At 72.3% G+C, this 26106-nt stretch carries 22 protein-coding genes; 10 read left to right on the top strand and 12 right to left on the bottom strand.

Annotated features, from left to right (window positions below):
• Nucleotides 1-337: HesB/IscA family protein (locus ACFVS6_RS40470; protein WP_389711544.1), on the bottom strand; the 337-nt coding region annotated here is incomplete at its 3' end.
• 313 nt (nucleotides 338-650) lie between these two features.
• Here ACFVS6_RS40470 and nadA point away from each other — a divergent pair.
• Nucleotides 651-1838: a quinolinate synthase NadA gene (nadA, locus tag ACFVS6_RS40465; RefSeq protein ID WP_281204597.1), complete on the top strand. Its 1188-nt coding sequence runs from the start codon at nucleotides 651-653 to the stop codon at nucleotides 1836-1838.
• Nucleotides 1839-1915: 77 nt separating this feature from the next.
• Here nadA and ACFVS6_RS40460 read toward each other — a convergent pair whose 3' ends face one another.
• The 3 genes from ACFVS6_RS40460 to ACFVS6_RS40450 form a co-directional block, all read right to left on the bottom strand.
• On the bottom strand, nucleotides 1916-5038 hold the full coding sequence (locus ACFVS6_RS40460) for an efflux RND transporter permease subunit (protein WP_389711543.1): 3123 nt from the start codon (nucleotides 5036-5038) through the stop codon (nucleotides 1916-1918).
• 168 nt (nucleotides 5039-5206) lie between these two features.
• Nucleotides 5207-5926 (bottom strand): response regulator, encoded by a 720-nt coding sequence (locus tag ACFVS6_RS40455; RefSeq protein ID WP_389711542.1) that lies wholly within the window; start codon nucleotides 5924-5926, stop codon nucleotides 5207-5209.
• Between the two features lie 57 nt (nucleotides 5927-5983).
• Entirely contained in the window at nucleotides 5984-6805 is an 822-nt protein-coding gene (locus ACFVS6_RS40450; protein ID WP_389711541.1) for an adenosylcobinamide-GDP ribazoletransferase, read from the bottom strand.
• 85 nt (nucleotides 6806-6890) lie between these two features.
• Between ACFVS6_RS40450 and ACFVS6_RS40445 the strand changes: the two genes are divergently transcribed.
• The gene (locus tag ACFVS6_RS40445) at nucleotides 6891-7676 is read left to right on the top strand and encodes a hypothetical protein (protein ID WP_389711540.1); all 786 of its coding nucleotides are present in this window, start codon (nucleotides 6891-6893) and stop codon (nucleotides 7674-7676) included.
• A 144-nt stretch (nucleotides 7677-7820) separates the two neighbouring features.
• Here the strand turns inward: ACFVS6_RS40445 and ACFVS6_RS40440 are convergent, their stop codons facing one another.
• Nucleotides 7821-8099 carry a hypothetical protein gene (locus ACFVS6_RS40440; RefSeq protein WP_389711539.1) on the bottom strand — a complete coding sequence of 93 codons (279 nt, stop codon included), beginning with the start codon at nucleotides 8097-8099 and terminating at the stop codon, nucleotides 7821-7823.
• Nucleotides 8100-8112: 13 nt separating this feature from the next.
• Nucleotides 8113-8907 (bottom strand): PspA/IM30 family protein, encoded by a 795-nt coding sequence (locus tag ACFVS6_RS40435; RefSeq protein ID WP_389711538.1) that lies wholly within the window; start codon nucleotides 8905-8907, stop codon nucleotides 8113-8115.
• A gap of 282 nt (nucleotides 8908-9189) precedes the next feature.
• Between ACFVS6_RS40435 and ACFVS6_RS40430 the strand changes: the two genes are divergently transcribed.
• Together ACFVS6_RS40430 and ACFVS6_RS40425 are read left to right on the top strand one after the other, a co-directional pair.
• Nucleotides 9190-9798 carry a DUF3043 domain-containing protein gene (locus ACFVS6_RS40430; RefSeq protein WP_389711537.1) on the top strand — a complete coding sequence of 203 codons (609 nt, stop codon included), beginning with the start codon at nucleotides 9190-9192 and terminating at the stop codon, nucleotides 9796-9798.
• A gap of 65 nt (nucleotides 9799-9863) precedes the next feature.
• A complete protein-coding gene (locus ACFVS6_RS40425; RefSeq protein WP_389711545.1) occupies nucleotides 9864-10616 on the top strand; it encodes a class I SAM-dependent methyltransferase in 753 nt (250 codons plus the stop codon).
• Between the two features lie 71 nt (nucleotides 10617-10687).
• Here ACFVS6_RS40425 and ACFVS6_RS40420 read toward each other — a convergent pair whose 3' ends face one another.
• A complete protein-coding gene (locus ACFVS6_RS40420) occupies nucleotides 10688-10900 on the bottom strand; it encodes a hypothetical protein (RefSeq protein WP_389711536.1) in 213 nt (70 codons plus the stop codon).
• Between the two features lie 94 nt (nucleotides 10901-10994).
• Between ACFVS6_RS40420 and ACFVS6_RS40415 the strand changes: the two genes are divergently transcribed.
• The 5 genes from ACFVS6_RS40415 to ACFVS6_RS40395 all read left to right on the top strand — a co-directional run bounded on the left by ACFVS6_RS40415 (nucleotide 10995) and on the right by ACFVS6_RS40395 (nucleotide 17312).
• Nucleotides 10995-12200: a bifunctional adenosylcobinamide kinase/adenosylcobinamide-phosphate guanylyltransferase gene (locus ACFVS6_RS40415; RefSeq protein ID WP_389711535.1), complete on the top strand. Its 1206-nt coding sequence runs from the start codon at nucleotides 10995-10997 to the stop codon at nucleotides 12198-12200.
• Nucleotides 12201-12306: 106 nt separating this feature from the next.
• On the top strand, nucleotides 12307-13371 hold the full coding sequence (gene cobT / locus ACFVS6_RS40410) for a nicotinate-nucleotide--dimethylbenzimidazole phosphoribosyltransferase (protein ID WP_389711534.1): 1065 nt from the start codon (nucleotides 12307-12309) through the stop codon (nucleotides 13369-13371).
• Nucleotides 13372-13451: 80 nt separating this feature from the next.
• Nucleotides 13452-15335, top strand: coding sequence for a phosphatidylglycerol lysyltransferase domain-containing protein (locus ACFVS6_RS40405; protein ID WP_389711533.1), 1884 nt, complete (start codon nucleotides 13452-13454; stop codon nucleotides 15333-15335).
• Complete coding sequence (locus tag ACFVS6_RS40400) at nucleotides 15332-16054, top strand: hypothetical protein (RefSeq protein ID WP_389711532.1); 723 nt, start codon at nucleotides 15332-15334, stop codon at nucleotides 16052-16054. The genes ACFVS6_RS40405 and ACFVS6_RS40400 overlap by 4 nt, the downstream gene beginning before the upstream one ends.
• A gap of 37 nt (nucleotides 16055-16091) precedes the next feature.
• Nucleotides 16092-17312: a sensor histidine kinase gene (locus ACFVS6_RS40395; RefSeq protein ID WP_389711531.1), complete on the top strand. Its 1221-nt coding sequence runs from the start codon at nucleotides 16092-16094 to the stop codon at nucleotides 17310-17312.
• Between the two features lie 81 nt (nucleotides 17313-17393).
• Here the strand turns inward: ACFVS6_RS40395 and ACFVS6_RS40390 are convergent, their stop codons facing one another.
• The 5 genes from ACFVS6_RS40390 to ACFVS6_RS40370 all read right to left on the bottom strand — a co-directional run bounded on the left by ACFVS6_RS40390 (nucleotide 17394) and on the right by ACFVS6_RS40370 (nucleotide 24159).
• Nucleotides 17394-18200 carry an endo alpha-1,4 polygalactosaminidase gene (locus ACFVS6_RS40390; RefSeq protein ID WP_389711530.1) on the bottom strand — a complete coding sequence of 269 codons (807 nt, stop codon included), beginning with the start codon at nucleotides 18198-18200 and terminating at the stop codon, nucleotides 17394-17396.
• Complete coding sequence (locus ACFVS6_RS40385) at nucleotides 18197-18847, bottom strand: spherulation-specific family 4 protein (RefSeq protein ID WP_385572341.1); 651 nt, start codon at nucleotides 18845-18847, stop codon at nucleotides 18197-18199. The genes ACFVS6_RS40390 and ACFVS6_RS40385 overlap by 4 nt, the downstream gene beginning before the upstream one ends.
• Nucleotides 18848-18903: 56 nt before the next feature.
• Nucleotides 18904-20505, bottom strand: a complete 1602-nt coding sequence (locus ACFVS6_RS40380; protein WP_389711529.1) for a hypothetical protein — start codon at nucleotides 20503-20505, stop codon at nucleotides 18904-18906.
• Entirely contained in the window at nucleotides 20502-22016 is a 1515-nt protein-coding gene (gene pelF, locus ACFVS6_RS40375) for a GT4 family glycosyltransferase PelF (RefSeq protein ID WP_389711528.1), read from the bottom strand. Before pelF ends, ACFVS6_RS40380 begins: the two co-directional genes overlap by 4 nt.
• A gap of 112 nt (nucleotides 22017-22128) precedes the next feature.
• Nucleotides 22129-24159 (bottom strand): hypothetical protein, encoded by a 2031-nt coding sequence (locus ACFVS6_RS40370; RefSeq protein WP_389711527.1) that lies wholly within the window; start codon nucleotides 24157-24159, stop codon nucleotides 22129-22131.
• A gap of 358 nt (nucleotides 24160-24517) precedes the next feature.
• On the opposite strand from ACFVS6_RS40370, the gene ACFVS6_RS40365 reads away from it, so the two are divergent.
• Entirely contained in the window at nucleotides 24518-26047 is a 1530-nt protein-coding gene (locus ACFVS6_RS40365) for a leucyl aminopeptidase (RefSeq protein WP_389711526.1), read from the top strand.
• The last annotated feature ends 59 nt before the right edge of the window (nucleotides 26048-26106 follow it).

Here is a 26106-nt window from a genome sequence, read left to right as displayed (position 1 = left end):
AGGCGCAGGAGCCGGTGGCGTTCGGGTTGTCGATGGTGAAGCCCTGCTTCTCGATGGTGTCGACGAAGTCGATCGAGGCGCCGTGCAGGTACGGGGAGCTCATGCGGTCGGTGACGACCTTGACCCCGTCGAAGTCCTTGACGACGTCACCGTCGAGGGAGCGCTCGTCGAAGAAGAGCTGGTAGCGCAGGCCGGAGCAGCCACCGGGCTGGACGGCGACGCGCAGCGCCAGGTCCTCGCGGCCTTCCTGCTCCAGCAGGGTCCTGACCTTTTCGGCGGCGGCGTCGGACAGGAGGATGCCGTCGCTCACAGTGGTCTTGTCGTCCTGTACGGACATCTGCATTCACTCCCGAAGTGGGCGGCTCCCCGCCGGAGGCTGGGGAAACGTCGGACTCTTGCCGTCGGTGGCAACCAGCGGGACCGCGGATTCATTCCGGGTCCTGCTTCTTGTTTCAGACATTCATGCTCGCACACCCACGCGGGCGGGTGGGCGGACCCGGCGAACCGGGCCGGCGACGGGGCCCGCCGGCGGGGGCGAATGCGTCACATCGACACTATCGGCATCGTCAAAGTGACGTGAAGCGGTTATGATAGATAACGTCAAATAGACGAGAAGTCGAAATGAAGTTCCTAGTCGCAGAACAGAAAGGGTGCGTGTCGTGACCACCGCCCAGCCCTTGGACGTCCAGCCGACGCCCCTTGCCCTGCTGCTGCTCGGCCGCGAAGCCGACCCCAAGAGCGAGCGCGGGGTGGAGTGCCCCGGCGACCTGCCCTCCCCGTCGGACCCGAACCTCGTGGCGCGCGCCCGCGCGGCCAAGGAGAAGCTCGGGGACAAGGTGTTCATCCTCGGTCACCACTACCAGCGTGACGAGGTCATCGAGTTCGCCGACGTCACCGGTGACTCCTTCAAGCTGGCCAAGGACGCGGCCGCCAAGCCGGAGGCCGAGTACATCGTCTTCTGCGGCGTCCACTTCATGGCAGAGTCGGCCGACATCCTGACCTCCGACGACCAGAAGGTCGTCCTCCCTGACCTCGCGGCCGGCTGCTCCATGGCCGACATGGCCACCGCCGAGCAGGTCGCGGAGTGCTGGGACGTCCTGACGGACGCGGGCATCGCCGATGTCACCGTCCCCGTCTCGTACATGAACTCCTCCGCCGACATCAAGGCGTTCACCGGCAAGCACGGCGGCACGATCTGTACGTCGTCCAACGCGAAGAAGGCCCTGGACTGGGCGTTCGAGCAGGGCGAGAAGATCCTCTTCCTGCCGGACCAGCACCTGGGCCGCAACACCGCCGTCCGCGACATGGGCATGTCCCTCGACGACTGCGTGCTCTACAACCCGCACAAGCCGAACGGCGGCCTGACCGTCGAGCAGCTGCGCGACGCCAAGATGATCCTGTGGCGCGGCCACTGCTCGGTCCACGGCCGGTTCTCCGTGGACTCGGTCAACGACGTGCGCGCCCGCATCCCCGGCGTGAACGTCCTGGTGCACCCCGAGTGCAAGCACGAGGTCGTGGCGGCCGCGGACTACGTCGGGTCGACCGAGTACATCATCAAGGCGCTGGAGGCGGCCCCGGCCGGTTCCAAGTGGGCCATCGGTACCGAGCTGAACCTGGTCCGGCGCCTGGCGAACCGTTTCGCCGCGGAGGACAAGGAGGTCGTCTTCCTCGACAAGACGGTCTGCTTCTGCTCGACGATGAACCGCATCGACCTCCCCCACCTGGTGTGGACCCTGGAGTCCCTGGCCGAGGGCAACCTCGTCAACCAGATCCGGGTCGACAAGGAGACGGAGAGCTTCGCCAAGCTCGCCCTGGAACGGATGCTGGCCCTGCCGTAACGGCCCGCCCACCGGCCCGGAGCACGAGAAAGGGGCGCCCCCTCGGGGGCGCCCCTTTCGGCGTCGGAGCCGGTCGGTCAGACCTTGAGCGGTTCCTGCGTGTCCGTCCGCGTCGGGACCGGCGTGCTGCGGGCCTCCTTCTTCGCGCGGCGGCGCTCCTTGCGGAGCTCGACCATCGTGTAGAGGGTCGGCACCAGCAGCAGCGTCAGCAGGGTGGAGCTGACCAGGCCGCCGATGACCACCACCGCGAGGGGCTGCGAGATGAAGCCGCCCTCGCCGGTGACGCCGAGCGCCATCGGGAGCAGGGCGAAGATCGTCGCCAGGGCGGTCATCAGGATCGGGCGGAGCCGGTGCCGTCCGCCCTCGACGACCGCCTCGACGACGCCGAGGCCCTGGGCCCGGTACTGGTTGACCAGGTCGATCAGGACGATCGCGTTGGTCACCACGATGCCGATGAGCATCAGCATGCCGATCATCGCCGGGACGCCCATCGGGGTGCCGGTGACGATCAGCAGGCCGAGCGCGCCGGTGGCCGCGAAGGGGATGGAGACCAGCAGGATCAGCGGCTGGACCAGCGAGCGGAAGGTCGCGACCAGCAGCATGAAGACGATCGCGATGGCCGCGAGCATGGCCAGGCCGAGCGAGCCGAACGCCTCGTCCTGGTCCTCGGAGACGCCGCCGATGGAGGCCGAGGCCCCGGCGGGCAGGTCCAGCGCCTTGATCTTCGTCTGGAGGGTGGAGCTGACCGCTCCGGTGTTCTCGCCGACGGGACGGGCGGTGATGGTCGCGGCGCGGGCGCCGTCGATCCGGGTCATCGCGACCGGCCCGGGAACGACCTTGACCTCGGCGATGTCGCCGAGCTTGACCGGACCGACCTGCAGCGCCTGGAGCTCGGCCAGGGTGGTGGCCGGGCGGGCGGAACGGATGACGATGTCCCGCTCGGTGTCGTCCAGTACGGCCTTGCCCGCCGGGTTGCCCCGGACGGCCTGCGCGACGACCGCGCCGAGCATCGCCTGGTCCAGGCCCGCGTCGGCCGCCTTGGGCGTGGCGGTGACGGAGATGCGGGGCACGGACTGGGCCAGGTCGCTCTGGACGTCGGCGACGTCCTTGAGGGCCGCGACCTCGGTGCGGACCTGCTCGGCGGCCTTCGCCAGGGTGGCTGCGTCGCCCGCCTTGACTACGACGCTGAGGTTCTGGCTGCCGAAGCCGTCGCCCGCGGCGATGCGGGTGCTGCCGATGCCGTCGAGCTTCGCGAGGCCGCTCTCGATGCGCTTCTTGACGGCGTCCGCGTCTCCGGAGTCCTTCAGCATCACCTGGTACGAGGCCTGGTTGGAGCCCGTGCCGCCGCCGAAGGCGGCCATGAAGCCGGAGGAGCCGACGGTGACCTGGTAGCTCTTGATCCCCTCGACGGAGCCGAGCAGCTTCTCGACCTTGCGACTGGATTCGTCCGCGGCGGACAGGGAGGTGCCGGGCGCCAGCTCCTGCTTGACCGTCAGGACGTCCTGCTCGCCCTGGTCGAAGAAGTTGGTCTTCAGCAGCGGGGTCATCCCGAACGTGCCGATCAGGACGACCACCGCGAGGGCCACGCTGGTCAGGCGGCGGCGGGTGGCGAAGCCCAGGACCCGTACGTAGAAGCGCTGGAGGCGGCTGTTCGCCTCCTTCTCCTCGGCTTCGCGGCGGGCCTTGGCGGCGCTCTCCGCGTCTCCGGCGACCACGCCCTTGGGCGCGCTCAGGAACCAGTACGACAGCACCGGTACGACCGTCAGCGACACGAGCAGCGAGGCCAGCAGAGCCGCGGTGACGGTCAGGGAGAACGAACCGAAGAGTTCGCCGATCATGCCGCCGGTCAGGCCGATGGGCAGGAAGACGGCGACGGTGGTGAGCGTGGAGGAGGTGACCGCGCCGGCCACCTCCTTGACCGCGGTGATGATCGCCGCCTCGCGCTCCTCGCCGTAGCCGAGGTGGCGCTTGATGTTCTCCAGGACCACGATCGAGTCGTCGACGACCCGGCCGATGGCGATGGTGAGCGCGCCCAGCGTGAGCATGTTCAGCGACAGGTCGCGGGTCCACAGCACGATCAGGGCGAGGACCACGGACAGCGGGATGGAGACCGCGGTGACCAGGGTGGAGCGCAGCGACGCCAGGAAGACCAGGATCACGATCACCGCGAAGACCAGGCCGAGCAGGCCCTCGGTGGTGAGGCTGGAGATGGACTTGGCGACGGCCGGGCCCTGGTCGCTGACCACCGTCAGGTCGGCACCGGAGCCGAGGGTGGAGCGCAGCTCGGGCAGCTTGTCCTTGACGGCGTCGGAGATGGCGACGGCGCTGCCGTCCTTGTCCATCGTCATGACGACGGCGAGGCTGGGCTTGCCGTTGGTGCGGGTGATGGAGTCGGCCGCGGCCGGCTCCTGCTTCACGGTGGCGACGTCACCGAGGCGGACGGCGGGCTTGCCGGTGGCGGGGCTCAGCCGCAGGTCCTCGACCTGGGCGAGCGAGGTGTAGCCGGCGCCGACGCGGACGGTGCGGTTCTTGCCCTCCTCGTCGAAGGAGCCGGCGGGGACGGCGGCGCCGCCCGCCTGGAGGCCCTTGGCGAGGGAGGCGCCGTCGAGGCCGGCGGCCGCGAGCTTGGCGTTGTCGGGCGTGACGGTGACCTGGAGGTCCCGGACGCCGTCGACGCTGACCTGGCCGACGCCGTCGATGTCCTCCAGGGCGGGGAGGACGGAGCGCTCCAGCTGGTCGGCGAGGGCCTGCTGGTCCTTGTCGGAGGTGACGGCGAGGATCACGGTCGGGATGTCGTCGGTGGAACCGGCCACCACCTGCGGGTCCACGTCGGCGGGCAGCCGGACGCGGGCCCGGTTGACGGCCTGCTGGACGTCGGCGACGAGCTGCTTGGTGCCGCTGTCGCCGTAGTCGAAGGTGGCGCGGATGAGGGCGTTGCCCTCGCTCGCGGTGGAGGTGATTCCGGTGATGCCGTCGACGCCCTTGAGGGTGGCCTCGATCGGCTCGACGACCTGCTTCTCGACGACGTCCGGCGAGGCGCCCTGGTACGGCGCGAGCACGGAGACCATCGGCAGTTCGATGGAGGGCAGCAGCTGCTGCTTGAGCTGAGGGATGGCTATGGCGCCGAAGATGAGCGCGACGATCGACACGAGGCCGACCAGCGCTCTCTGGGCAAGGCTGAATCGGGACAGCCAGGACATGGATGGGATCTCTCTGCAGTGACGTATACGAGGGCATGCCGTCGGGCACACGCGAGGCGACCCCCAGACTTCCGCACCCCGGGGCCCGACTGCGTCGCCCCCAGGTGCCGTCCTTATGCGCCGCATACCGCACTTGCAGTAGTCCGTCCTACTGCGCGACCCCGCGGATCAGTCGGAACGGGGCCGTACCAGGCCCGATTCGTAGGCCACGACCACCAGTTGCGCCCTGTCCCGGGCGCCGAGCTTGGCCATGGCCCGGTTGACGTGGGTCTTGACGGTCAGCGGGCTGACCTCCAGGCGGGTGGCGATGCCGTCGTTGGACAGGCCGGCGGCGACGTGGACGAGGACCTCGCGCTCGCGACCGGTCAGGGTGGCGAGCCGTTCCGCGTGCGCGGAGCCGGCGGCGGGCGCGTCGGCCCGGCCGCCCTGGGCGAGGAAGCTCGCGATCAGTCCCTTGGTCGCCGCCGGGGACAACAGGGCCTCGCCGGCGGCGGCGACCCGGATGGCGTTGAGGAGCTCGTCGGGCTCGGCGCCCTTGCCGAGGAAGCCCGAGGCGCCGGCGCGCAGGGCGGCGGCGACGTACTCGTCGACCTCGAAGGTGGTCAGCATGACGACGCGGACCCCGGCGAGTTCCGGGTCCGCGCTGATCATGCGGGTGGCGGCGAGGCCGTCGGTCCCGGGCATCCGGATGTCCATGAGGACGACGTCGGCCCGCCGTTCGCCGGCGAGGGCGTACGCCTGGGCACCGTCGGAGGCCTCCCCGACGACGAGCATGTCGGGCTCGGAGTCGACCAGCACCTTGAACGCGCTGCGCAGCAGCGCCTGGTCGTCGGCGAGCAGCACCCGGATGGGGCCGCCGTCCTGGGTCTGCTCCACGGTCTCGTCCACGCCCCGAGAGTACGCGGCGCCGCTGCGTGACCGGCGGGACGGGTGCGACGGGCGGGGTCAGCCGAGGGCGAGGAGGACCAGGGCGGTGGTGCCGGCGACCTCGCAGAGGGCTCCGAAGACGTCGCCGGTGACGCCGCCGAAGCGGCGGACGCAACGGCGCAGCAGCATCTCGGCGGCGGCCAGGGCCGCCAGGACGGAGGCGGCGTACTGGAGGGCCGTGGGCAGGCCGAGCGGGAGGGCGGCCAGTGCGGCTGCGGCCGTGACCAGGGCTGTCACCGCCACGGCCGCGCGGCTCGGGACGACGCCCGCAACGGCCGCGCCGAGTCCCTCGGGCCGGGCGGCGGGCACCCCTTCGCGGGAGGCGAGGGTCATCGCGAGCCGGCCCGCGACCGCTGCGGCCACGGTGGCGAGAGCGCCGCGCACCCAGCTGTCGGCGTACACGTCGGCGAGGGCGGCCGTCTGGACGAGGAGGACGATCAGCAGGGCGATGACCCCGAAGGGGCCGATGTCGGACTGCTTCATGATCCGCAGGGCGGCGTCGGCGGGCTTGGCGCTGCCCAGTCCGTCGGCCGTGTCGGCGAGGCCGTCGAGGTGCAGCCCCCGCGTCAACGCGGCCGGTACGGCGACGGTGACCGCGGCGGCGAGCAGCGGGCCGCCGCCGAGGAGCAGCAGGAGGACTCCGGGCACGGCGGCGAGCAGTCCGACGGCGAGGCCGGCGACGGGGGCGCAGGCCATGCCGGTACGGGCGGCCGGCCGGTCCCAGCGGGTGATGCGCGCGGGCAGCACGGTCAGCGTGCCGAACGCGAAGCGGAGCCCGTCGGGCAGCGAGGCGCGCTCGGAGGGCGGCACGGGGGGCGGATCGTCGAACGAATCTTTCATCGGCGGGAACGCTACCCGCTCGTGGCGGGCGGTAAATTGCGTATTACGTGCCAAATCGGGAGCCGCTACACAGAGAGTTGGTGCGATGGGTCACTGGTGGTACCGCAACATCGTCGAGCCGGGGAAGCTCCCGCTGCTGCTCGCCCTGCTGTCCTTCGTGACCTCGTTCCTCATCACCCGGGTGATCACACGGCTGATCCGCGCGGGCAAGGGCCCCTTCAAGAACATCACTCCGGGCGGCGTCCACGTCCACCACGTGGTCCCGGGCGTGATCCTCGTGATCATCGGCGGGTTCGGTGCGGTCGGCAGCGGCCGGTACGGCCTCGGGGCGGCCCTGTCGGCGGTGATCTTCGGGCTCGGCGCGGGCCTGGTGCTGGACGAGTTCGCGCTGATCCTGCACCTCGACGACGTGTACTGGAGCGAGCAGGGGCGCAAGAGCGTGGAGGTCGTGGTGGTCACGGCGGCGCTGGTGGCCCTGGTGCTGGGCGGCTTCCTGCCGTTCGGGGTCAACGAGCTGACGGCCGACGAGCGGCAGAACCGCGGGCTGGTGGTCATGAACACCGCCACGAACTTCTTCCTCACCCTGATCGCCCTGTGGAAGGGCAAGGCACGCACCGCGATCTTCGGCCTGGTGGTCCCCTTCGTCGCGCTGATCGGCGCGGTGCGGCTGGCCCGGCCGGGGTCCCCGTACGCCAAGAGGTTCTACGTGAACCGGCCGCGCGCCCGGGCCAGGGCCGGGCTGCGCGCCTTCCACCATGACCGGCGCTGGGCGCATCCGCGCCGCCGGTTCGAGAACTTCATCGGCGGAACCCCGGACCCGGACCGGACGGCGGCCCCGGAGAAACCGGAGCGTCCGGAGCGTCCGGAGTGACCGGAGCGCGCCGGCCGACCGGAGCGCGCAGGGCGAACGGGCGCGTCGGAACGGGCGCGCGTACGTGAAGGGCCCGCCCCCCGGATCGGGGGCGGGCCCTTCACGCATCGGTTTCCTGCTGTGCGTACGGTCCGGAGCGCGCGGTCAGCCCGGGATCAGGCCGTCGTCGCTCAGCATGGCCTTGACCTCGTCGAGCGTGGCGCCCGGTCCGGGCAGGATCAGCTCGGACGGCTCCAGCGCGTCGTCCGGGAGCGGCGCGCCGAGCCGCCGCACGGCTTCGAGCAGGGCGCCCAGCGTGCGCCGGAACCCCTCCTCGTCGCCGCGCTCCATCTCGGCGAGCAGTTCGTCGTCCAGCTTATTGAGCTCGGTGAAGTGGCTGTCGGCCATCTCCACCTGCCCTTCCCCCATGATGCGGACAATCATGACGGGCCCCGTCCTACTGCTTGTCGAACCGGTGCTTGGTCTGCGAGGACCGACCCTCGCCGGGCGCGCCGCCCTCGATGGCCTGCTGCTGGGCCGACGGGCCGCCCGCCAGCTCGGCCTTCATCCGCTGGAGTTCCAGCTCGACGTCGCTACCGCCGGAGAGGCGGTCCAGTTCGGCCTGGATGTCGTCCTTGGAGCCGAGGCCGCTGCGGTCGTCCAGCGCACCGGAGGCCAGGAGCTCGTCGATCGCGCCGGCCCGGGCCTGGAGCTGGGCGGTCTTGTCCTCGGCCCGCTGGATCGCCAGGCCGACGTCGCTCATCTCCTCCGAGATGCCGGAGAAGGACTCGGCGATCCGGGTCTGCGCCTGGGCCGCCGTGTAGGTGGCCTTGATGGTCTCCTTCTTGGTGCGGAAGGCGTCCACCTTGGCCTGGAGGCGCTGCGCGGCGAGCGTCAGCTTCTCCTCCTCGCCCTGGAGCGTCTGGTGCTGCACCTCCAGGTCGCTGACCTGCTGCTGGAGCGAGGCCCGACGGGACAGGGCCTCGCGGGCCAGGTCCTCGCGGCCGAGGGCGAGGGCCTTGCGGCCCTGGTCCTCCAGCTTGGCGGACTGCCCCTGGAGCTGGTTCAGCTGCAGTTCCAGGCGCTTGCGGGAGGTCGCCACGTCGGCGACGCCGCGGCGCACCTTCTGCAGCAGCTCCAGCTGCTTCTGGTACGAGTAGTCAAGGGTCTCGCGCGGGTCCTCGGCCCGGTCAAGGGCCTTGTTCGCCTTCGCGCGGAAGATCATCCCCATACGCTTCATGACACCGCTCATGGGCTTCGCGCGCCCCCTTCTGACGGACTTCGCTCAAGGTCACCGACAGGACCACACTACGGGCCCTGCCTCTATTACCGCACTGATCGAGTACGGATGCGCTCCTCCTCCAGGACGACTACGCCCGCACCGTGTCAGGCGTAAGGAGTAGGTGATCCCCTGGGACCCCGGATGCTCCGGGGATACCCGGGAGCACCCACGGGGAACCGCTACTGGGAAGACGCCCGCCGTTGCCGGATCGTTCCCCGCCGGGGTGGGGCGCGTGCCTTCGACCACGTAGGCTTGGGTTTTGTGTTTGGTAGCCGCTCCTCCAAGGAAGAGAAGGCCGCCGCCACCGACAAGGTGAGCGCCGACCTCTCGCAGCCCCGTGACCCGCAGGCCCCGAAGGGCCGCCCGACGCCGAAGCGTGCTGTGGCCCAGTCGCAGCGCAAGGCCGTGGTGGCCTCGACCGGCAATCGCAAGGAGGACGCCAAACGAGCCCGTGAGCGCCGTCGCGTGGAGATGGCCAAGCAGCGCGGAGCGCTGGCCAGTGGCGACGAGCGCTACCTGCCCGCCCGTGACAAGGGCCCGGTGCGCCGGTACGTCCGCGACTTCGTGGACTCCCGTTTCTCCGTCGCCGAGATGTTCCTGCCCCTGGCGGTGATCATCCTGGTGCTGAGCATGGTCCGGGTGCCGTCGATCCAGAACATCGCCCTGATGCTGTGGCTCGGTGTGATCGCCCTGATCATCGTCGACTCCGTCGGCCTCGTGTTCCGGCTCCGCAAGGCGCTCAACGAGCGCTTCGCGAACGAGCCGCGCCGCGGCGCGGTGGCGTACGGCCTGATGCGCACCCTCCAGATGCGCCGGCTGCGCCTGCCGAAGCCCCAGGTCAAGCGCGGGGAACGGCCCTGACCGGAGGGACGCCCGGACCGGCCGGGGCGTCGGGGGGCGGCTTCGCCGGCGGCGCCCGGCTCTGGCTGGAGGGCCTCGGCGGGCTGCGCAACGCCGTCCGCCAGGAACTCGTCGGCCGACAGGTCGAGGAACAGATCACGCACCGCTTCCCCGTCGGGCAGCGGCTGCGCGTCCTCGACGTCGGCATGGGTCAGGGCACCCAGGCGCTGCGCCTGGCCCGCGCCGGGCACAAGGTCACCGGTCTGGAACAGGACCCGGAGATGCTGCGGGTCGCGCAGGCGGCGCTGGCCGCGGAACCCGCCGGGATCCGCGACCGGGTCCGGCTGCTGGAGGGCGACGGCCGTGAGACCGGCGCGCACTTCGGGCCGGGCAGCTTCGACGTGGTGCTCTGCCACGGCGTGCTGATGTACGTGGCCGAGCCCGACGCCATGCTGGCGGGACTCGCCCGCATGCTGGCACCGGGCGGTCTGCTGTCCCTGCTCGTGCGCAACGGCGACGCGCTCGCCATGCGCCCGGGCCAGTCCGGCGACTGGACGGCCGCGCTGGCCGCCTTCGACACCGTCGACTACACCAACCGGCTCGGCCTGGACGTACGGGCCGACCGGCTGGCCGGCCTCACGGCGACCCTGTCCGGGATCGGCGCGCCCCTGCACACCTGGTACGGGGTGCGCGTCTTCACCGACGGCACCGAGGCCGGGAACGAACTGCCGCGCGACGAGGAACTGGAGCGGCTGCTGGCCGCCGAGGAACGCGCCGGGCGGACCGACCCGTACCGCGCGGTGGCCGCGCTGCTGCACCTCTGCGGCGTCCGCGGCTAGCCGGAACCCCACGACGCTCCCCCGCGCCCCCGGCCGACCCGTGGGCCGGGGGCGGTGGGCCCCCGGCGGGGTCAGGCGTCGAGAGCCGCGCGCAGGCTCATGGTGTACAGCTCGGTGCCGGTGTCGTCGGACAGCTTCACCTGTTCGGTACCGCCTTCCAGCAGGTCCTTCCAGTACTCACCGATCCAGGACTCCGCGTCCCCCTGCGTGGTGAACTCCTCCGGTGTCACCGCCGGAGTGCTCTCGGTTCCCTCGGCCGTCTCGAACCGCCACGTCCACGCCATGTCCGCCTCCGTTGGTCGTCCGCTCTTCCACGTTGAGTGTGCCCGCAGAGTAACCGGGCGCGCAGCAGTCCCGGCGACGCGGGAGGATCTCCGTGTGGAACTCACTCTGCTCGGCACCGGTACACCCGAAGGACTGCCCCGCCCCGGCTGTCCCTGCGCCGCCTGCGCGGTCTCCGTGGGCCCCCGGTCCCGCGCCGCGACCGCCGTCCTCGTGGACGGGGCGCTGCTGCTCGACCTGACCCCGGGGGCCGTGCTCGCCGGGGCCCGCGCGGGCCATTCGCTGGCCGGCGTACGGCAGGTGCTGCTCACCCATCCGCACGACGGGCCGCCCGTCGAGCTCCCGCCGGGGCTACCGGCCGCAGGGCGGGTCCCGGACGGGCGGGAGGTCACGGTGATCAGCGGGCACCGGGTGCGGGCCGTCCCGATGGACGCGCCGGGCACCGGCTACGACGTCACCGGCCCGGACGGCAGCCGGTTGCTGTACCTGCCGCCGGGCGGGGCGCCGGCCGGTACCGACGGGACGACGGCGCGGCGCGCCTACGACATGGTGCTGGCCGACGTGTTGGGCCGGCCCGAGGCGCTGGCGCGGCTGCGGGCGAGCGGGGCGGTCGGCCCGGCCACGGACGTGATCGCCGTGCACCTGGACCACGACACCCCGCCGGGGCGGGAGCTGGAGCGCCGGTGCGCGGCGGCCGGTGCGCGGGTGGTGCCGGACGGGACCACGGTGGTGGCCGGCGACTACCACGAGGGGCCGGACGTGCCGCGCCGGACCCTGGTGCTGGGCGGGGCCCGGTCGGGCAAGTCCTTCGAGGCGGAACGGCGGCTGGCGGCCTACCCGGAGGTGGTCTACGTGGCCACGGGCGGCGTCCGCGACGGTGATTCCGAGTGGGCCCAGCGGGTCGGTCTGCACCGGGAGCGGCGGCCGGCGAGCTGGCGGACGGCGGAGACCTGCGAGCTCGTGCCCCTGTTGGAGGCGGCCGGGCCGGCCCTGCTGATCGACTGCCTGGCGCTGTGGCTCACCGACGCCATGGACCGGGTCGGGGCCTGGGACGACGCGGTGTGGGCGGCCGACGGCCAGAAGCGGCTGCGCGAGCGGGTCGCCGACCTGGTGGCGGCCGTCCGCGCGACCCGCCGCCCGGTGGTGCTCGTCAGCAACGAGGTGGGTTCGGGGGTGGTCCCGGCGACGGCGTCGGGGCGCCGTTTCCGGGACGAGCTGGGGCGACTGAACAACGCGGTGGCCGGCGAGTGCGAGCACGTGCTGCTCGTCGTCGCGGGACAGGTGGCGGTGCTCAAGGAGTAGCGCGCCGCTCCCGGGATCGGCCCCGGGCGCAGAGGCCCCGGACGGGCCCGTCGACCCCGCGCGCAGGGGGCTTGGGCAGGGCCTCACCGGCTGTACGCTCTGGCAGATGACCACGCTGAATCTCGACGACTTCTCCGATCTGATCGAGCGCCCCGACGGGGGCGTCCGGCGTGACGCCGAGGATCGCCGTGAGCGACTGGCGGTGCCGCCCGGCGCGCTGGGCCGGCTCGACGACCTCGCCGAGTGGCTGGCCGCGGCGCAGGGCCGGGTCCCGGTCCGGCCCCTGGAGCGGCCGCGCGTCGTGCTGTTCGCCGCCGACCACGGGATCGCCGCCGAGGGCGTCTCCGCCCGGGCCGCCGGCACCGCCCACGAACTGGTCCGCTCCGTCCTCGACGGGAACAGCCCGGTGTCCATCCTGGCCGGCCGCTTCGGCGCCGGCGTACGGATCGTGGACGCGGGCCTGGACTGCGATCCGGAACTGCTCCCCGAGGACGTGGTGCGCCACCGCGTCCGGCGCGGCAGCGGGCGGATCGACCGGGAGGACGCCCTGACGATCGACGAGGCGCGGGCCGCCCTGGAGCTCGGCATCCGCATCGCCGACGAGGAGGCCGACGCCGGTACGGACCTGGTCGTCCTCGGCGACCTGAGCGTGGGCGGCACCACGGTGGCCGCCACCCTCGTCGCCGCGCTCTGCGGCACCGACGCCTCCGTGGTCACCGGCCGCGGCGGGGTCGCGATCGACGACCTGACCTGGATGCGCAAGTGCGCCGCGATCCGTGACGCGCTGCGCCGGGCCCGTCCGGTCCTCGGCGACCAGGTGGCCCTGCTGGCGGCGGTCGGCGGTGCGGACGTCGCCGCGATCACCGGTTTCCTCCTCCAGTGCGCGGTGCGCCGTACGCCGGTCATCCTCGACGGTGTCGTGTCGGCGGCGTGCGGACTGGTGGCCCAGCGGGCCGCGTTCCGCGCTCCGGACTGGTGGCTGGCGGGCCAGGCCGGCGGTGAACCCGGCCAGGCGAAGGCACTCGATCGAATGGCGCTCAACCCTGTCCTCGACCACGGCGTCACAGTGGGAGAAGGAACCGGGGCATTGCTGGCGCTCCCCCTGGTCCAGGCGGCAGCCGCACTCGCGGCGGACCTCCCGGAGCGGGCCGTGGAAGCGCCGGTGGACTGAGGCGACGGGCACCGCGGACCTGACCGGTCCGCGGCGCCCGCGGCGCCTGTGGACTGCGATGCCCCATATCATCGCTTTTCATGGGAGAGGTCCGCTTGACCAGCGCAGAGACCGACCGGAGCCTCGATCAGGCGGCCGGCAAGGGTGCCGACGGCAGGAAGGATTCCGGCGGCGACCCCGCCGGGAGGCCGGAAACCCGCAGGGGGACGCCCCGTTCGCGGCGCGCCGCGGGCTTCGCGGTCTGGTACCTGCGGGCCGTCACCTTCATCAACTTCCTCAGCGCGGTGTGGCTGTCGCTGGGCCAGGACCTGCGTCGGCACAACACCGCCGACTTCTACACCCCGTACCTGCTCACCGCGGGTTTCGCCTCCGGGCTGTTCTCGCTGCTGCTCGCGGTCACCATGGGCCGCCGCAAGCGGGCCGCCTGGATCCTGAACCTCGTCGTCGGCGGACTGCTGCTGCTGGCCCTCGCGGTCGCCGCCTTCGCCCCCTGCACCGGCGGCGAACTCGACTTCTGCTACCCGGAGTTCCGCGAGCACGCGCAGAACTGGGTCTCGCTCGCCCTCACCGCGGCCTTCGTCGGCGCCCTCCTGCTGGGCCGCCACGAGTTCTACGCCAAGGGCGACCGCTCCAACCCGAAGCTGGCGACCGCGGTGGGCGCCGTCGGCCTGCTCGTCACCTCGCTGATCGCCGCCCTGCTCGTCGGGGCGACCAACACCGACGCCGACCGGGCCGACGCCACGTTCCTGGCCCGCTGGCGGTACGGCGTGATGCGGCTGATCACGCTGGCGCCCGACGACAAGGCCTACAACGCGATCACCACGCCCGGCTGGGTCGACGTCTTCATCAACGTGATGTCGATGCTGCTGCTCCTCGCCGTGCTGTTCGCGGCCTTCCGCTCCCGCCGGGCCGTCGACCCGCTCACCGCGGAGGACGAGGAGCGGCTGCGGACGCTGCTCGCCAAGCAGGGCGACCGGGACTCCCTCGGCTACTTCGCGCTGCGCCGCGAGAAGTCCGTCATCTGGTCCCCCACCGGGAAGGCCGCGGTCACCTACCGGGTCGTGGGAGGGGTCTCGCTGGCCTCCGGCGACCCCATCGGTGACCCCGAGGCCTGGCCCGGGGCGATCGAGCCGTGGCTGGCGGAGGCCCGCGAGCACGGCTGGGTGCCGGCCGTGATGGGCGCGAGCGAGGAGGCCGGGCAGATCTACGCCCGGCACGGCCTGGACGCGCTGGAGCTGGGCGACGAGGCCATCGTCGAGACCGCCGAGTTCACCCTGGAGGGCCGGGCCATGCGCACCGTCCGCCAGGCCTACAACCGCGTCAAGCGAGCCGGGTACACCGTCCGGATCCGCCGGCACGCCGACATTCCGGCCGCCGAGATGGAGGTGCTGCTGGAGCGGGCCGACGACTGGCGCGACGGCGCGACCGAGCGCGGCTTCTCCATGGCGCTGGGCCGGCTGGGCGACCCGGACGACGGCCAGTGCGTGATGCTGGAGTGCACGGACGGCAACGGCGACCTGCGGGCCGTGCTGTCCTTCGTGCCGTGGGGCCCGAAGGGGCTCTCCCTCGATCTGATGCGCCGTGACCGTGATTCCGAGAACGGCCTGATGGAGTTCATGGTCATCGAACTCCTGGAACGCTCCAAGGAGATCGGGGTCACACAGGTCTCGCTGAACTTCGCGATGTTCCGTTCCGTCTTCGAGCGGGGGTCCAGGCTCGGCGCGGGTCCGGTGCTGCGCATGTGGCGCTCGCTGCTGAGCTTCTTCTCCCGCTGGTGGCAGATCGAGTCCCTCTACCGGGCCAACGCCAAATACCGGCCGATCTGGGAACCGCGGTTCATGCTCTTCGAGAAGAGTTCCGACCTGCTGCGGATCGGCATCGCGGCGGGCCGGGCCGAGGGCTTCCTGGAGGCACCCGGCCTGCCGAAGTGGCTGCACCGCAGACATCTGGAGACGATTAGGTGACAGCGCGGACGACGGGCCCACTGCGACGCTTCGCCCACCGCGAGTGGGGCCCCCTGTTCGGGACCGTCCGGGACGCGCTCGTACGGGACCGGTGGCGGGCCGTCCCCATGACGATCGGCGCGGTGTGCCTGACGTCCGTCTTCCAGATCGTGCAGAACACCTCCTGGGGCTTCCAACCGGTCCAGAACCTCGGGTCGGTCAAAGCCGCCGATCCCCTGTGGCTGGCTCTCCTGCGCACGCCGCTGTCGCTGTTCGTGCCGGCGCTGGACCTGCCCGTGTGGGGGGCGCTCGCCCAGATCCTGCTGGTCTTCGGGATCTCGGAGATCTGCATCGGCTGGTGGCGGACCCTGCTGATCGGCTACGTCGCCACCCTCGCCGGGACCACGTACGCCCGCATCGGGCTCTCGCTCGGCGCCGACCACCCCCTCGGCCTGCCGGAGTCCGACCGGATCGTCAACGACACCGGGCCCTCCGCGGCCGTGGTGGGCCTGGCGATCTACGTGTGCTGGCGCTACCGGGCCTACCTCACCGGGGCCCTGGTCGTCGTCGTGATGATCGCCGAGGTGATCTTCAAGAACAACCTGGCGGGCAAGGAGCACCTGGCGGCCATCGCCGCCGTCATGGCGCTGTGCGCGATCCGGGCGAAGTGGGGACCCGCCCGCTCCCGCGTCCCGCTCGGGCAGCGGCCCCCGCCGCCGCCTCCCCCGCGGACCGCCTGACCGGCACGGGACGCGCGGCAACCCGTACCTTGTCCGGGTGAGCACAGACCCCGGGCAGCCGTTCGCCCGCACCCGGCAGTGGCTGCGGGCCCATCCGCTGGCCACCGACGCCGCTCTCGCGGTCGGGGCGTTCGTGGCGATGGTCGTCGGCTCCTTCGCCGATCCGCACGGACCGCACGGACCCACCTTCGGGACCCGTGCCCCGGAGCCGTTCTCGCTGCTGCTGATGCTGCTCGGCGCGGCGGCCCTGGTGGAGCGGCGCAGGCGGCCCCGCCTCGTGCTCGCCGTCACCTGCGGGCTGTCGCTGCTGGAGCTGACGACCGGCGAACCGCGGGCGCCCGTCGTGATGTGCGCGGTGATCGCCCTGTACACGGTGGCGGCGCTCACCGACCGGCCCACGACCTGGCGGGTGGGGCTGCTCACCATGGCCGGGCTGACGGGTCTGGCCATGCTGGCCGGTCCCCTGCCCTGGTACGCGCAGGAGAACCTCGGCGTCTTCGCCTGGACCGGGATGGCCGCGGCCGCCGGCGACGCGGTCCGCAGCCGTCGCGCCTTCGTCGACGCGATCCGGGAGCGGGCGGAGCGGGCCGAACGCACCCGGGAGGAGGAGGCCCGGCGGCGGGTCGCGGAGGAACGGCTGCGCATCGCCCGGGACCTCCACGACGTGGTGGCCCACCACATCGCCCTGGTCAACGTGCAGGCGGGCGTCGCGGCGCACGTCATGGACCGGCGCCCGGACCAGGCCAAGGAGGCCCTCGCCCACGTACGGGAGGCCAGCCGGTCCGCGCTGAACGAGCTGCGGGCCACGGTCGGCCTGCTGCGGCAGTCCGGCGACCCGGAGGCCCCGACGGAGCCGGCCCCCGGCTTGGCCGTGCTGGACGAACTGCTGGACACCTTCCGCAACGCCGGCCTGCCGGTGGAGGTGTTCGTGGAGCTGGGGCGGGAGCGGACGGCGCTGCCCTCGCCCGTGGACCTGACGGCTTACCGGGTCATCCAGGAGGCGCTGACCAACGTCCGCAAGCACGCCGGCCCCGGCGCCCGGGCCGAGGTCAGCGTGGTGCGGGTCGGCGCCTCGGTGGAGGTCACCGTGCTGGACGACGGGGGCGACGGGGCCGACCCCTCGCCGGAGCCCGTAGATCCGCACGGCGGGCACGGCCTGCTCGGCATGCGCGAACGGGCCGTCGCCCTGGGCGGTTCCTGCTTCGCGGGCCCCCGCTTCGGCGGCGGCTACCGCGTCCACGCGATCCTCCCCGCCTGACCGGGCCCGCGGGCGCGCCCCAGGACCTGTCGTCAAACTCCCGTCTGCCTCGGGGCGACGACGGGACTTCGACGACAGGGCCTAGCAGGCCTTGCGCCAGGCACCCAGTTCGTACTTCTTCTCCAGGGAGCTGAGCCCCAGCTGCCGCGAGCGCTCGCAGAAGCGGTCCGCGGGGAGTTCGTACTCGACGTGGAACACGGCCTTGCCCGCCTCGATGAAGGGGGTCAGCCGCTCGCACTCGCGGTACTCGGCGCACTGCTCGTTCACCGCGAAGTCGAACTCGCCGACCAGCTGCGGGATCTGGTCGAGGTCGTTCTTCAGGCCGACCGCCAGTCCCCGGTCGTGGGCGAGGCGGGCGATCAGCCTGTTGTAGGCCAGCTGGTCGTCGGCCGTGAGCGGGAAGCCGGTGGGGTTCTTGTAGCCGTCCATGTTGTCGGGCTCCACGGCGTCGAAGCCCTTGTCACGGCACATGTCGAAGCGGGCGGCCATGAGCGGTTCCAGCGCGTCGAGCCCGCGGATGTCGAGCCAGCGTTCGCCCTGCCAGCCGTTGCCCTTGCCGAGCAGCGCCTTCGGGAAGTCGTCCGCGTCGGGCCGGAAGTCCTCCCAGGCCCCGGTGGACAGGTAGCAGATGGTGCGGCGGCCGTCCTTCCTGAGCCCGGCGACCTGCTCCTTGCTGGTGGTGAACCCGTCGACGTCGTAGACGGGCACGTCGACGGAGGTGTCGAGCCTGCCGCTGAGCTGCCACTGCCAGGCGGTGCCGGGCACGGGCTTCCAACGTTCCCCCGGAGCCGGCTCCGGGCCCGGCTCCGGGCCTTCGTCGTCGGGGTCGGAGGTACAGGCCGTCAGCAGGAGCAGCCCCGTGACCAGGAGGGCGGCGAAACGCTTCATCCGGCCGCCTCCAAGGCGTACGGGAGGGTTCCCCACGGGTGCGCGCCCGTGCCGGGCACCGCGCAGTGGACCCCCGCCCGGCGCTGCTCTGCGAGTTCGGCGGCGGGCGCGTCCCGGGGGACGGCGTACACGAGGTGGCAGAACCGCTGCGCCGGGTGGTCTGCGGTCCAGGGCGGGGCGGTGGCCGCGTCCCGGTAGGCGTCCCAGGGGCCCTCGAAGGTGACGAGCAGGTCGGCGAGCCCGGCGTAACCGGGGTGCGGGTGGACGCCGTGGTTCAGGACGAGCGTGCGGGCGCCGGCCGCCCGGGCGGCGACGGCCAGCCGCGTGTAGTGCGGCAGGAGTTCCGGGCCGGAGGCGGCCTGGTCGAGGAAGGCGCCGTCGGTGGCGTACCAGTCGCGGTGCCGGAGCAGGTCCTGGACGACGGCCCCGTGCGGGCGCCGACCGTAGTCGGTGTCGGCGTACCCGAGGACGGCCACGCCCGCGTCGCGGAGGCGTTCGGCGACGGCGGCGAACCGCTCGTCCCGGGCCGCGCCGGGACCGCTGTCGGGGTTGAGCACCACCGAGTGGAGCCGGCCCGCGGAGCGGATGAGCCGCTCCCAGGCCTCGGGGCGGTCGGCGGGGTGCTCGTACAGGGGCACCAGGAGCATGGGGTCCTTCTTCTCGTACGGTCGGCCCTTCTCGTCGAAGGGGTCGCGGGAGGGGCTCACCGGTGGGCCGTCGCCCGGCCGAGGAGCAGGCAGACGAGTACGGCCAGGGCCGTGGCGGCGGTCCCGGCGACGACGACCTGGACCAACCTCGGCTGTCCGGCGCCCGCCAGCAGGGCCAGGCTCTGGGCGACGGCCGCCGAGGCGCAGACCACTGCGGCGGGACGGACCGCCCCGAAGGACTGCAGGAGCAGTCCGGTCCACATCACGGCGCCGAGCAGGAGCAGGGTCGCGACGCGGAGCCCGGTGAGACCGGGGGCGTCGGGCCACAGCAGGGTTCCGGTGACGCCCAGGACGAGGAGCACCGCCAGGTAGGTGGCGAGGCACCGGGCCAGCGTGGTCAGCATCCGGCGCCGGAAGGCGCCGGACGAGCGGGCCGCGCGCAGCCCCGCGAGGCTGCCGCTGCGGAACCGGTGCAGGAGCCATTCGGCGGGGCCCATGCTGAGGGTGAGGGCGACGGCGGAGGGCGCCGCGACCGCCTCGGCGGGGCCGCCGGCGAGGACCTCGCCGAGTGCCGCGTACAGCACCAGCAGGCCGGTGCCCAGGCCGAAGACCCCGTACGGGACGGAGTCCCCGATGCGGGGTCCGCGCCGCGTGTACTCCTCCTCGGCGCCGCGCAGCATCTGCCAGCGCACGGGCCCGCGTTCGCCCGGACGGTGTTCGGTCCAGCCCCGGATCCGGCCGGCGGCGGCCCGCAGGCCGTCGGTCAGCGGCAGTTCCCGTACGGCGAGGGTGCAGGCGGCCAGCAGGGACACCACCAGCAGGGTGACCCGCACCGGGACGGGCAGGTCGACGACGAGGGCGAGGAGCGCCCCGGCGGCCATCGGGCCGAGCGCGGCGAGCAGCACCCGCTCCCGGCCGAGGACCAGCAGGACGGTCGCCGCCCCGACGTACAGGGCCTGGCCCGCGGCGAAGGCGTACGAGAACGGCGGCCCGCCGGGCACGGCGAGCGCGGCGGCGGTGCCGAGGAGGGCCCCGGCGGGCGCTCCGACGAGGAGGGTGCGTCCGGCGGCGGCCCGGTCGCCGAGGCCGAGCCAGGAGTAGGCCCGGTGGGAGAGGGTCTGGTCCCAGACCCAGCCGATGAGGGCTCCGGCGAGCAGGGTCAGGGTGCCCGCCGGCAGGCCGAGCCGGTCCTGGGGGCCGTCGAGGAGCGGCGCCCCGAGCAGGTAGGCCAGGCCGGGCAGGGCGAAGATCACCCCGCGCAGCAGGCAGGCGGTGAGGGACACCTTCCAGGGGTCGGTGACGCGGTCGGGCTCCGGGAAGGAGCGCGGTACGCGGGCGTACAGCTCCTCGGCCAGGCCGAAGGAGTCGTGCCGGCCGTAGGTGAGCCGGATGTACTCGTCGGTCATGCCGTCGGATTCGAGGATGGCGGCGATCTCGTCGGGGTGGACGGCCGCCGAGATGAACGGGTCGAGCCGTTCGGCGAGTTCGTCCATCGGGTCGGCCGCGGGTGCTTCCCGGCGGGGCCGGGGGATCGCCGGCAGGCCGCCGTCGGCGGAGCCGGGCGGCCGCCGTGCGGGGCGGCCGCCCGTGGAGCCGTGGCCCGCCGGCCCCCGTGTCCCCTCGGGGCCGGGGGGCTTGAGCCAGAGGGATCCGCTCACCACAGGCTCCCGTCGGCCGCGAGTTCCTTGTACCAGGGGTCGGCGAGCCGCTGCGTCCAGGTGTCGCCCTCGTGGACGGGCAGGACGGGCTGGCCGGCGAGTTCCCGGTAGATGTGCCGGAAGCCGTCCACGGACTGGTGGAGGGTGAACTTCTCGACGACCCGTTCGCGGGACAACCGGCCCAGTTCCAGGCGGCGTTCGTCGTCGCGCAGCAGCGCGAGGGTGGCGCGGGCCATGGTCTCCGGTTCCCGGGGCGGGACGACGAGTCCGGTGTCGCCGACGGCCTCGCGCACTCCCCCGACATCGGTGGAGACGGTGGTGCGGCCGCAGGACATGGCCTCGATGATGCTGAAGGGGAAGCCCTCGCTGATGCTGGACAGCATCACGATGCTGCCCGCCGCGTAGGCCTTGGCGACCTGCTCGATGCGGCCCTCGTAGGTGATGCCGTCGCTCACGCCGAGTTCCGCGCCGAGCTTCTCCAGCCTGATCCGGTAGTCCTCGCAGCCGGCCGGGACCGGGCCGAAGAGCCGCAGCCGCAGGGCGGGCATCTCCTCGCGCATGAACGCGTAGGCGCGGATGAGGGTTTCGAGGTCCTTGATCGGGTCGATGCGTCCGCACCAGCTGAGGGTGGGCACCTCGGGTTCGGGACCGGCCTCGGGGAAGGCGTGCGGATCGACCCCGTTGTAGACGGTGCGGATCCGCTCCGAGTCGGCCCCTCCGCGTTCCTCCCAGCGGCGGTTGTACTGGTTGCACGGGGTGATCAGGTCGGCCTGCCGGTAGCCCTCGGTGTTCAGCTCGCGGTAGAAGCCGAGCATGAGGGCCTTGACGGGCCAACGCTGCGCCGCCGTGCGGTAGCCGAGGTAGCGCTCGCGCAGGTAGATGCCGTGCTCGGTGAGCAGGAACGGCACCTTGTCGAGGCGTTTCGCGGCGAGCGCGGGGAGGGTCGCGAGGCCGCTGCTGACGGCGTGCGCGACGCTGTCGGGCGGGATCCGCACGGACAGCGGGCGCAGGGCGTGTTCCAGCAGGTCGGTGGCGGTGAGCGCGTCGTGGATGGTGGGCTCGGCATCGGCGGTGACGAGGCCGGGCCTGGTCCACGCGTTCATCAGCAGGCGCAGGACCGATTCGGAGCGCAGGGCCGGCGCGAGCCGGCCGGCCCGGGCCAGTTCGGCCATCTCGCCCAGGGCGTCGGAGAACCCGCCGTGGGCGGGGTCGATCAGGGAGAGCAGGAAGTTCTCGTACGTCTCGGTGAAGCGGCGGTGGGCCCTGCCTCGCAGGGTGGAACGTCGGGTCCTGGGCGGGGCCGGCCCCCAGAGCGGTACGGCCGTGTGCCGGTAGACGTTGCGCGGCAGTTCCCAGGTCACCGGCTCACGTCCGGATCCGGTCAGGGCTATGACGTTGAAGTCCACTTCCGGCATGCCGCGGACCAGTTGGTCGCACCAGGTGCTGACGCCCCCGTGAACGTGTGGATAGGTGCCTTCGGTGAGCATGGTGACATGGCGCCCATGGCTCATGCGGTGTGTCCCCCCAGGACGGAAAAGGGGCCGGCGCCCCGAGGTTCGCGGTGCGCCGGCGCTGGGTGTTACGAGTTGGCGGCTTGCTCGGGCCGGACGGACGGCCCGTCGGTCAGAGGAGCTTGAGCGTGACCGCCGACTGGAGCAGCTCGGGAGCCGTCCAGGCCGACCGGGTGCCGGCGTACGCGGTGCCGAAGTCCGCGGTGCCGAGCAGGAGCTGCTTCTTGGTTCCGTTGGGAGCGGTCACCGGGGCCACGACGCCGGAGGGCGCCTTGACGGTGACGTCCTTGCCGATGCGGTACGCGGTGACCTTGTTCTCGGCCAGGGCCTTGTCCCAGGCCGCGCGGCGGCTGAGCTCGACGCCGGTGTCCTTCATGCTCTGGTTCACGATCGGGGCGCTGGGCGCGTACATCGCCCGGTAGGTGTCCAGGATCTGGTTGACCACGGGGTAGAGGGTCCGGTCCTCGGCCAGGTTGGACTGGTGGACGTAGTGCGGCCGCGGGTCGTTGGCGAGCACGTGCCGCATCGCGATGCGGGCCTCCTGCGGGACGATGTAGTCCAGGTAGCCGGTGTTGACGTTCAGCGGGGCCGGCAGACAGGTCGAGGTGCCCGGGTTGTCCTCGCACGCGCCGCTGCCGCCGTCGGCCCGGCTGGTGTAGATCCAGTTGTACTCGTCGGCCATCTCCGCGTTGGTGCCCGTGTTGTAGTACACGTTCATCGGGTGCCGCGGGACGGTCAGGGCGGCGCCCACCGGCCGCTGCACCGGTTCGCGGGAGTTGTCGCTGCCGGCCCACTTCACGCCGTTGTCCGCGAGCGCGCCGGCCAGGTTGGGGTTGTCCTGGGGCTGCTGCGGGGCGGTCTTGAGACCGGAGTGCTCGCCGGTGACGAGTTCGGTGCGGTCGGTCGTGATGCCCTTGGCGGCCGCCCAGTTGTTGTTGTCGCGGATCTGCGCGGAGATCTCGGCCCGGCTCATCCAGTTGATGGCGCCCTGGGCGTTCTTGGTGCAGGTCCACGGGACGGTGGTGACGTCCTGCACGCAGCCGAGGAACGGGTGCGTGTAGGTGTGGTTCATCCAGCGGTACTTGGCCCGGTCCGCGACCAGCTGCGCGGTCATCGCGTCGACGCCGCCGTTCTCCGCCTTCCACTCCTCGCCGGCGCCCGCGTTGAAGAGCATGTCCAGCTTGAAGTTCTTGGCCGTCTGCCACTGCGCCGCGTACTGCGCGTCGGCGGCGGTCATCCGGATCGTGCTCTCCTGGCCCTCGCCGCCCGCGCAGGCGTAGTCGCCGGGCGTGCAGTTGAGCTCCTTGTTCCAGCGGGCGTCGGGCGCGAACACGTCGTCGACGTGGACGGCGAAGTAGTTGCGGCTCTGTCCGAGGTGGACCCCCTGCGTCAGCCATTCGACGATGCCCCGCGCCAGCAACCGGTACTGCTGCTGGTGCTGGTTGTAGCCGAAGGTGACGACCAGCTCGCTGCGTCCGTCGTGGGTGTACTCGCCGACGAGCGAGGCCCGGCCGGTACCCCCGGGGACGGGGGCGTCGAGCAGGCTCGTGTAGCCGGCCCTCGGCTTGCCCATGAACCCGTAGCTCTCCAGGATCAGCGGCGAGTTGTCCTCGAAGGCGACCTGACCGCCGAGGTAGCCGAAGGGGCCCGCCTTGCCGGCCGCGGTGACGGCGGCCTGCGTGCCGTCGAGCTGGCCGCCGTAGCCGCCGTTGTCGGTGTACTCCAGGCCCACGCCCGGGTGGGCCCAGGTGTAGGCGTCGACCTGGCGGATCCCGTACGTCGTCTCGTACGAGGCGAGCGCGGCCGCCTCGGTCGAACCGGTTCCGAACGGGTTCTCGTTCGGAAGCACGACCCCCTGGTACTTGGCCCGCGGCCGCCCGTCCACCGTGTCGCTGAGGAACGCGGCGTTGATGACCGGGCGGCTCGTGCTGCCCAGGTCGACCCGGGTGTAGGGCACTCCGGTGTCCCGGAGCTCCGCGGTGATCGCCTCCACGGAGCTGCCGCCGTCGTCGACGACCAGCACCTTCAGGTCGATGCGCGGTGTCACGGCCGCCTCGGCGGTCGCGACGGGTACTGCCACGGACATCAGGGCCGCTGCCGCCATCGCTGCGGCGACCCTGTTCATCCGGTTCTTGTTGACCATTTCGGCCTTCCCCCCGCAGGCGTCCCTCGGCACGGCCCTTTGGCGGTTGGCCGGGCCCGGGAGGCTCTGTGGAAATCATGCAAAGGAACCCCGCGTCCCCTTGCGAGAGTGGGTCGAGTCTTTCGGACGTCGCCCAGTCCAATGGGCAAACCTGGAACAGAGTCCACAGATGGGTGAACCTGAAGCCCGCTTGATCGAACAACTTGCCAAACCTTCGAGTGACGTACGGACGAGTGCCTACGCGTAGGCTCATTTCCGGCGGCCGTCGGGCCCGGAATACGATCGCTGCGGAGCGGCCGGCGACCCCGACGTGACCGCAGCGCCCACATACATAAAACGGAAGCGAGACTTCACCACCGTGACTGCTCTGACTCTCAGCACTGCCGGCGCGGCGACGCTGCGCGCCGACGCCCTCGTGGTCGGCGTGGCGAAGGGCCCCAAGGGCCCCGTCGTGGCCGCCGGCGCCGAGGCCGTGGACAAGGCGTTCGACGGAAAGCTCGCCGCCGTGCTCGACGCGCTCGGTGCCTCGGGCGCCGAAGGCGAGACCACCAAGCTGCCCGCCCCGGCCGGCCTGAAGGTCCCGGTCGTGCTGGCGGTCGGCCTGGGCACCGTGCCCGAGCAGGACGAGTCCTTCGACGAGGAGGCCCTGCGCCGCGCCGCCGGTGCCGCCGCCCGCGCGCTGCACGGCACCAAGAAGGCCGCCTTCGCCCTGCCCCTGGACGACGCCTCCGCCGTCACCGCCGTCGCCGAGGGCGCCCTGCTGGGCGCCTACGCCTTCACCGCCTACCAGGGCGGCGAGAAGAAGGGCGCCAAGAACGGCGGCCCCAAGCAGCCCCTCGCCGAGGTGACCCTGCTGGGCGCCAAGCCGCGCGACAAGGAGCACAAGGCGGCCGCCGAGCGCGCCTCCGTCGTGGCGGCCGAGGTCAACATCGCCCGTGACCTGATCAACACCCCGCCGAACGACCTCACCCCCGAGGCCTTCGCCGCCGTCGCGTCCGCGACCGCGAAGGAGAACGGCATCAAGGTCCAGGTCCTGGACGAGAAGGCCCTCGTCAAGGGTGGCTACGGCGGCATCATGGGCGTCGGCAAGGGCTCCGAGAACCCGCCGCGCCTGGTCAAGCTCACCTACACGCACCCCAAGGCGGAGAAGACCCTCGCCTACGTCGGCAAGGGCATCACCTACGACTCGGGCGGCATCTCCCTGAAGCCGGCCGGCCACAACGAGACGATGAAGTGCGACATGGCCGGCGCCGCCGCCGTGTTCGCCGCCGTCGTCGCGGCCGCGAAGCTGGGCCTCCAGGTCAACGTGACCGGCTGGCTCGCGCTCGCCGAGAACATGCCGTCCGGTTCCGCCACCAAGCCCGGTGACGTCCTGCGCATGTACAGCGGCAAGACCGTCGAGGTCCTGAACACCGACGCCGAGGGCCGCCTGGTCCTGGGCGACGCGCTGACCAAGGCCTCCGAGGAGAACCCGGACGCGATCGTCGACGTCGCCACTCTGACCGGCGCCATGGTGCTGGCCCTGGGCGACCGGACCTTCGGGATCATGGCGAACGACGACGCCTTCCGCACCTCGATCCACGAGATCGCCGAGGAGGTCGGCGAGGCCTCCTGGCCGATGCCGCTCCCCGAGGACCTGCGCAAGACCATGGACTCCCCCACCGCCGACATCGCGAACATGGGTGTCCGGATGGGCGGCGGCCTGGTCGCCGGTCTCTTCCTCCAGGAGTTCGTCGGCGAGGGCATCACCTGGGCCCACCTCGACATCGCGGGTCCCGCCTTCCACGAGGGCGCCCCGTACGGCTACACCCCCAAGGGCGGCACCGGCTCCGCCGTGCGCACCCTGGTGCGGCTGGCCGAGCGCACCGCCACCGGCGACCTGGGCTGACGCCCGCTCCCGGGACGCGTTTCACGAGCGAACGCGCCGCGGGACCCCGATCGGGGTCC

The organism is Streptomyces sp. NPDC057939, assembly GCF_042887545.1.
Lineage (GTDB): Bacteria > Actinomycetota > Actinomycetes > Streptomycetales > Streptomycetaceae > Streptomyces.
Note: the sequence above shows the minus strand (reverse complement) of the source record. Positions and strands in the feature narration are given on the sequence as shown.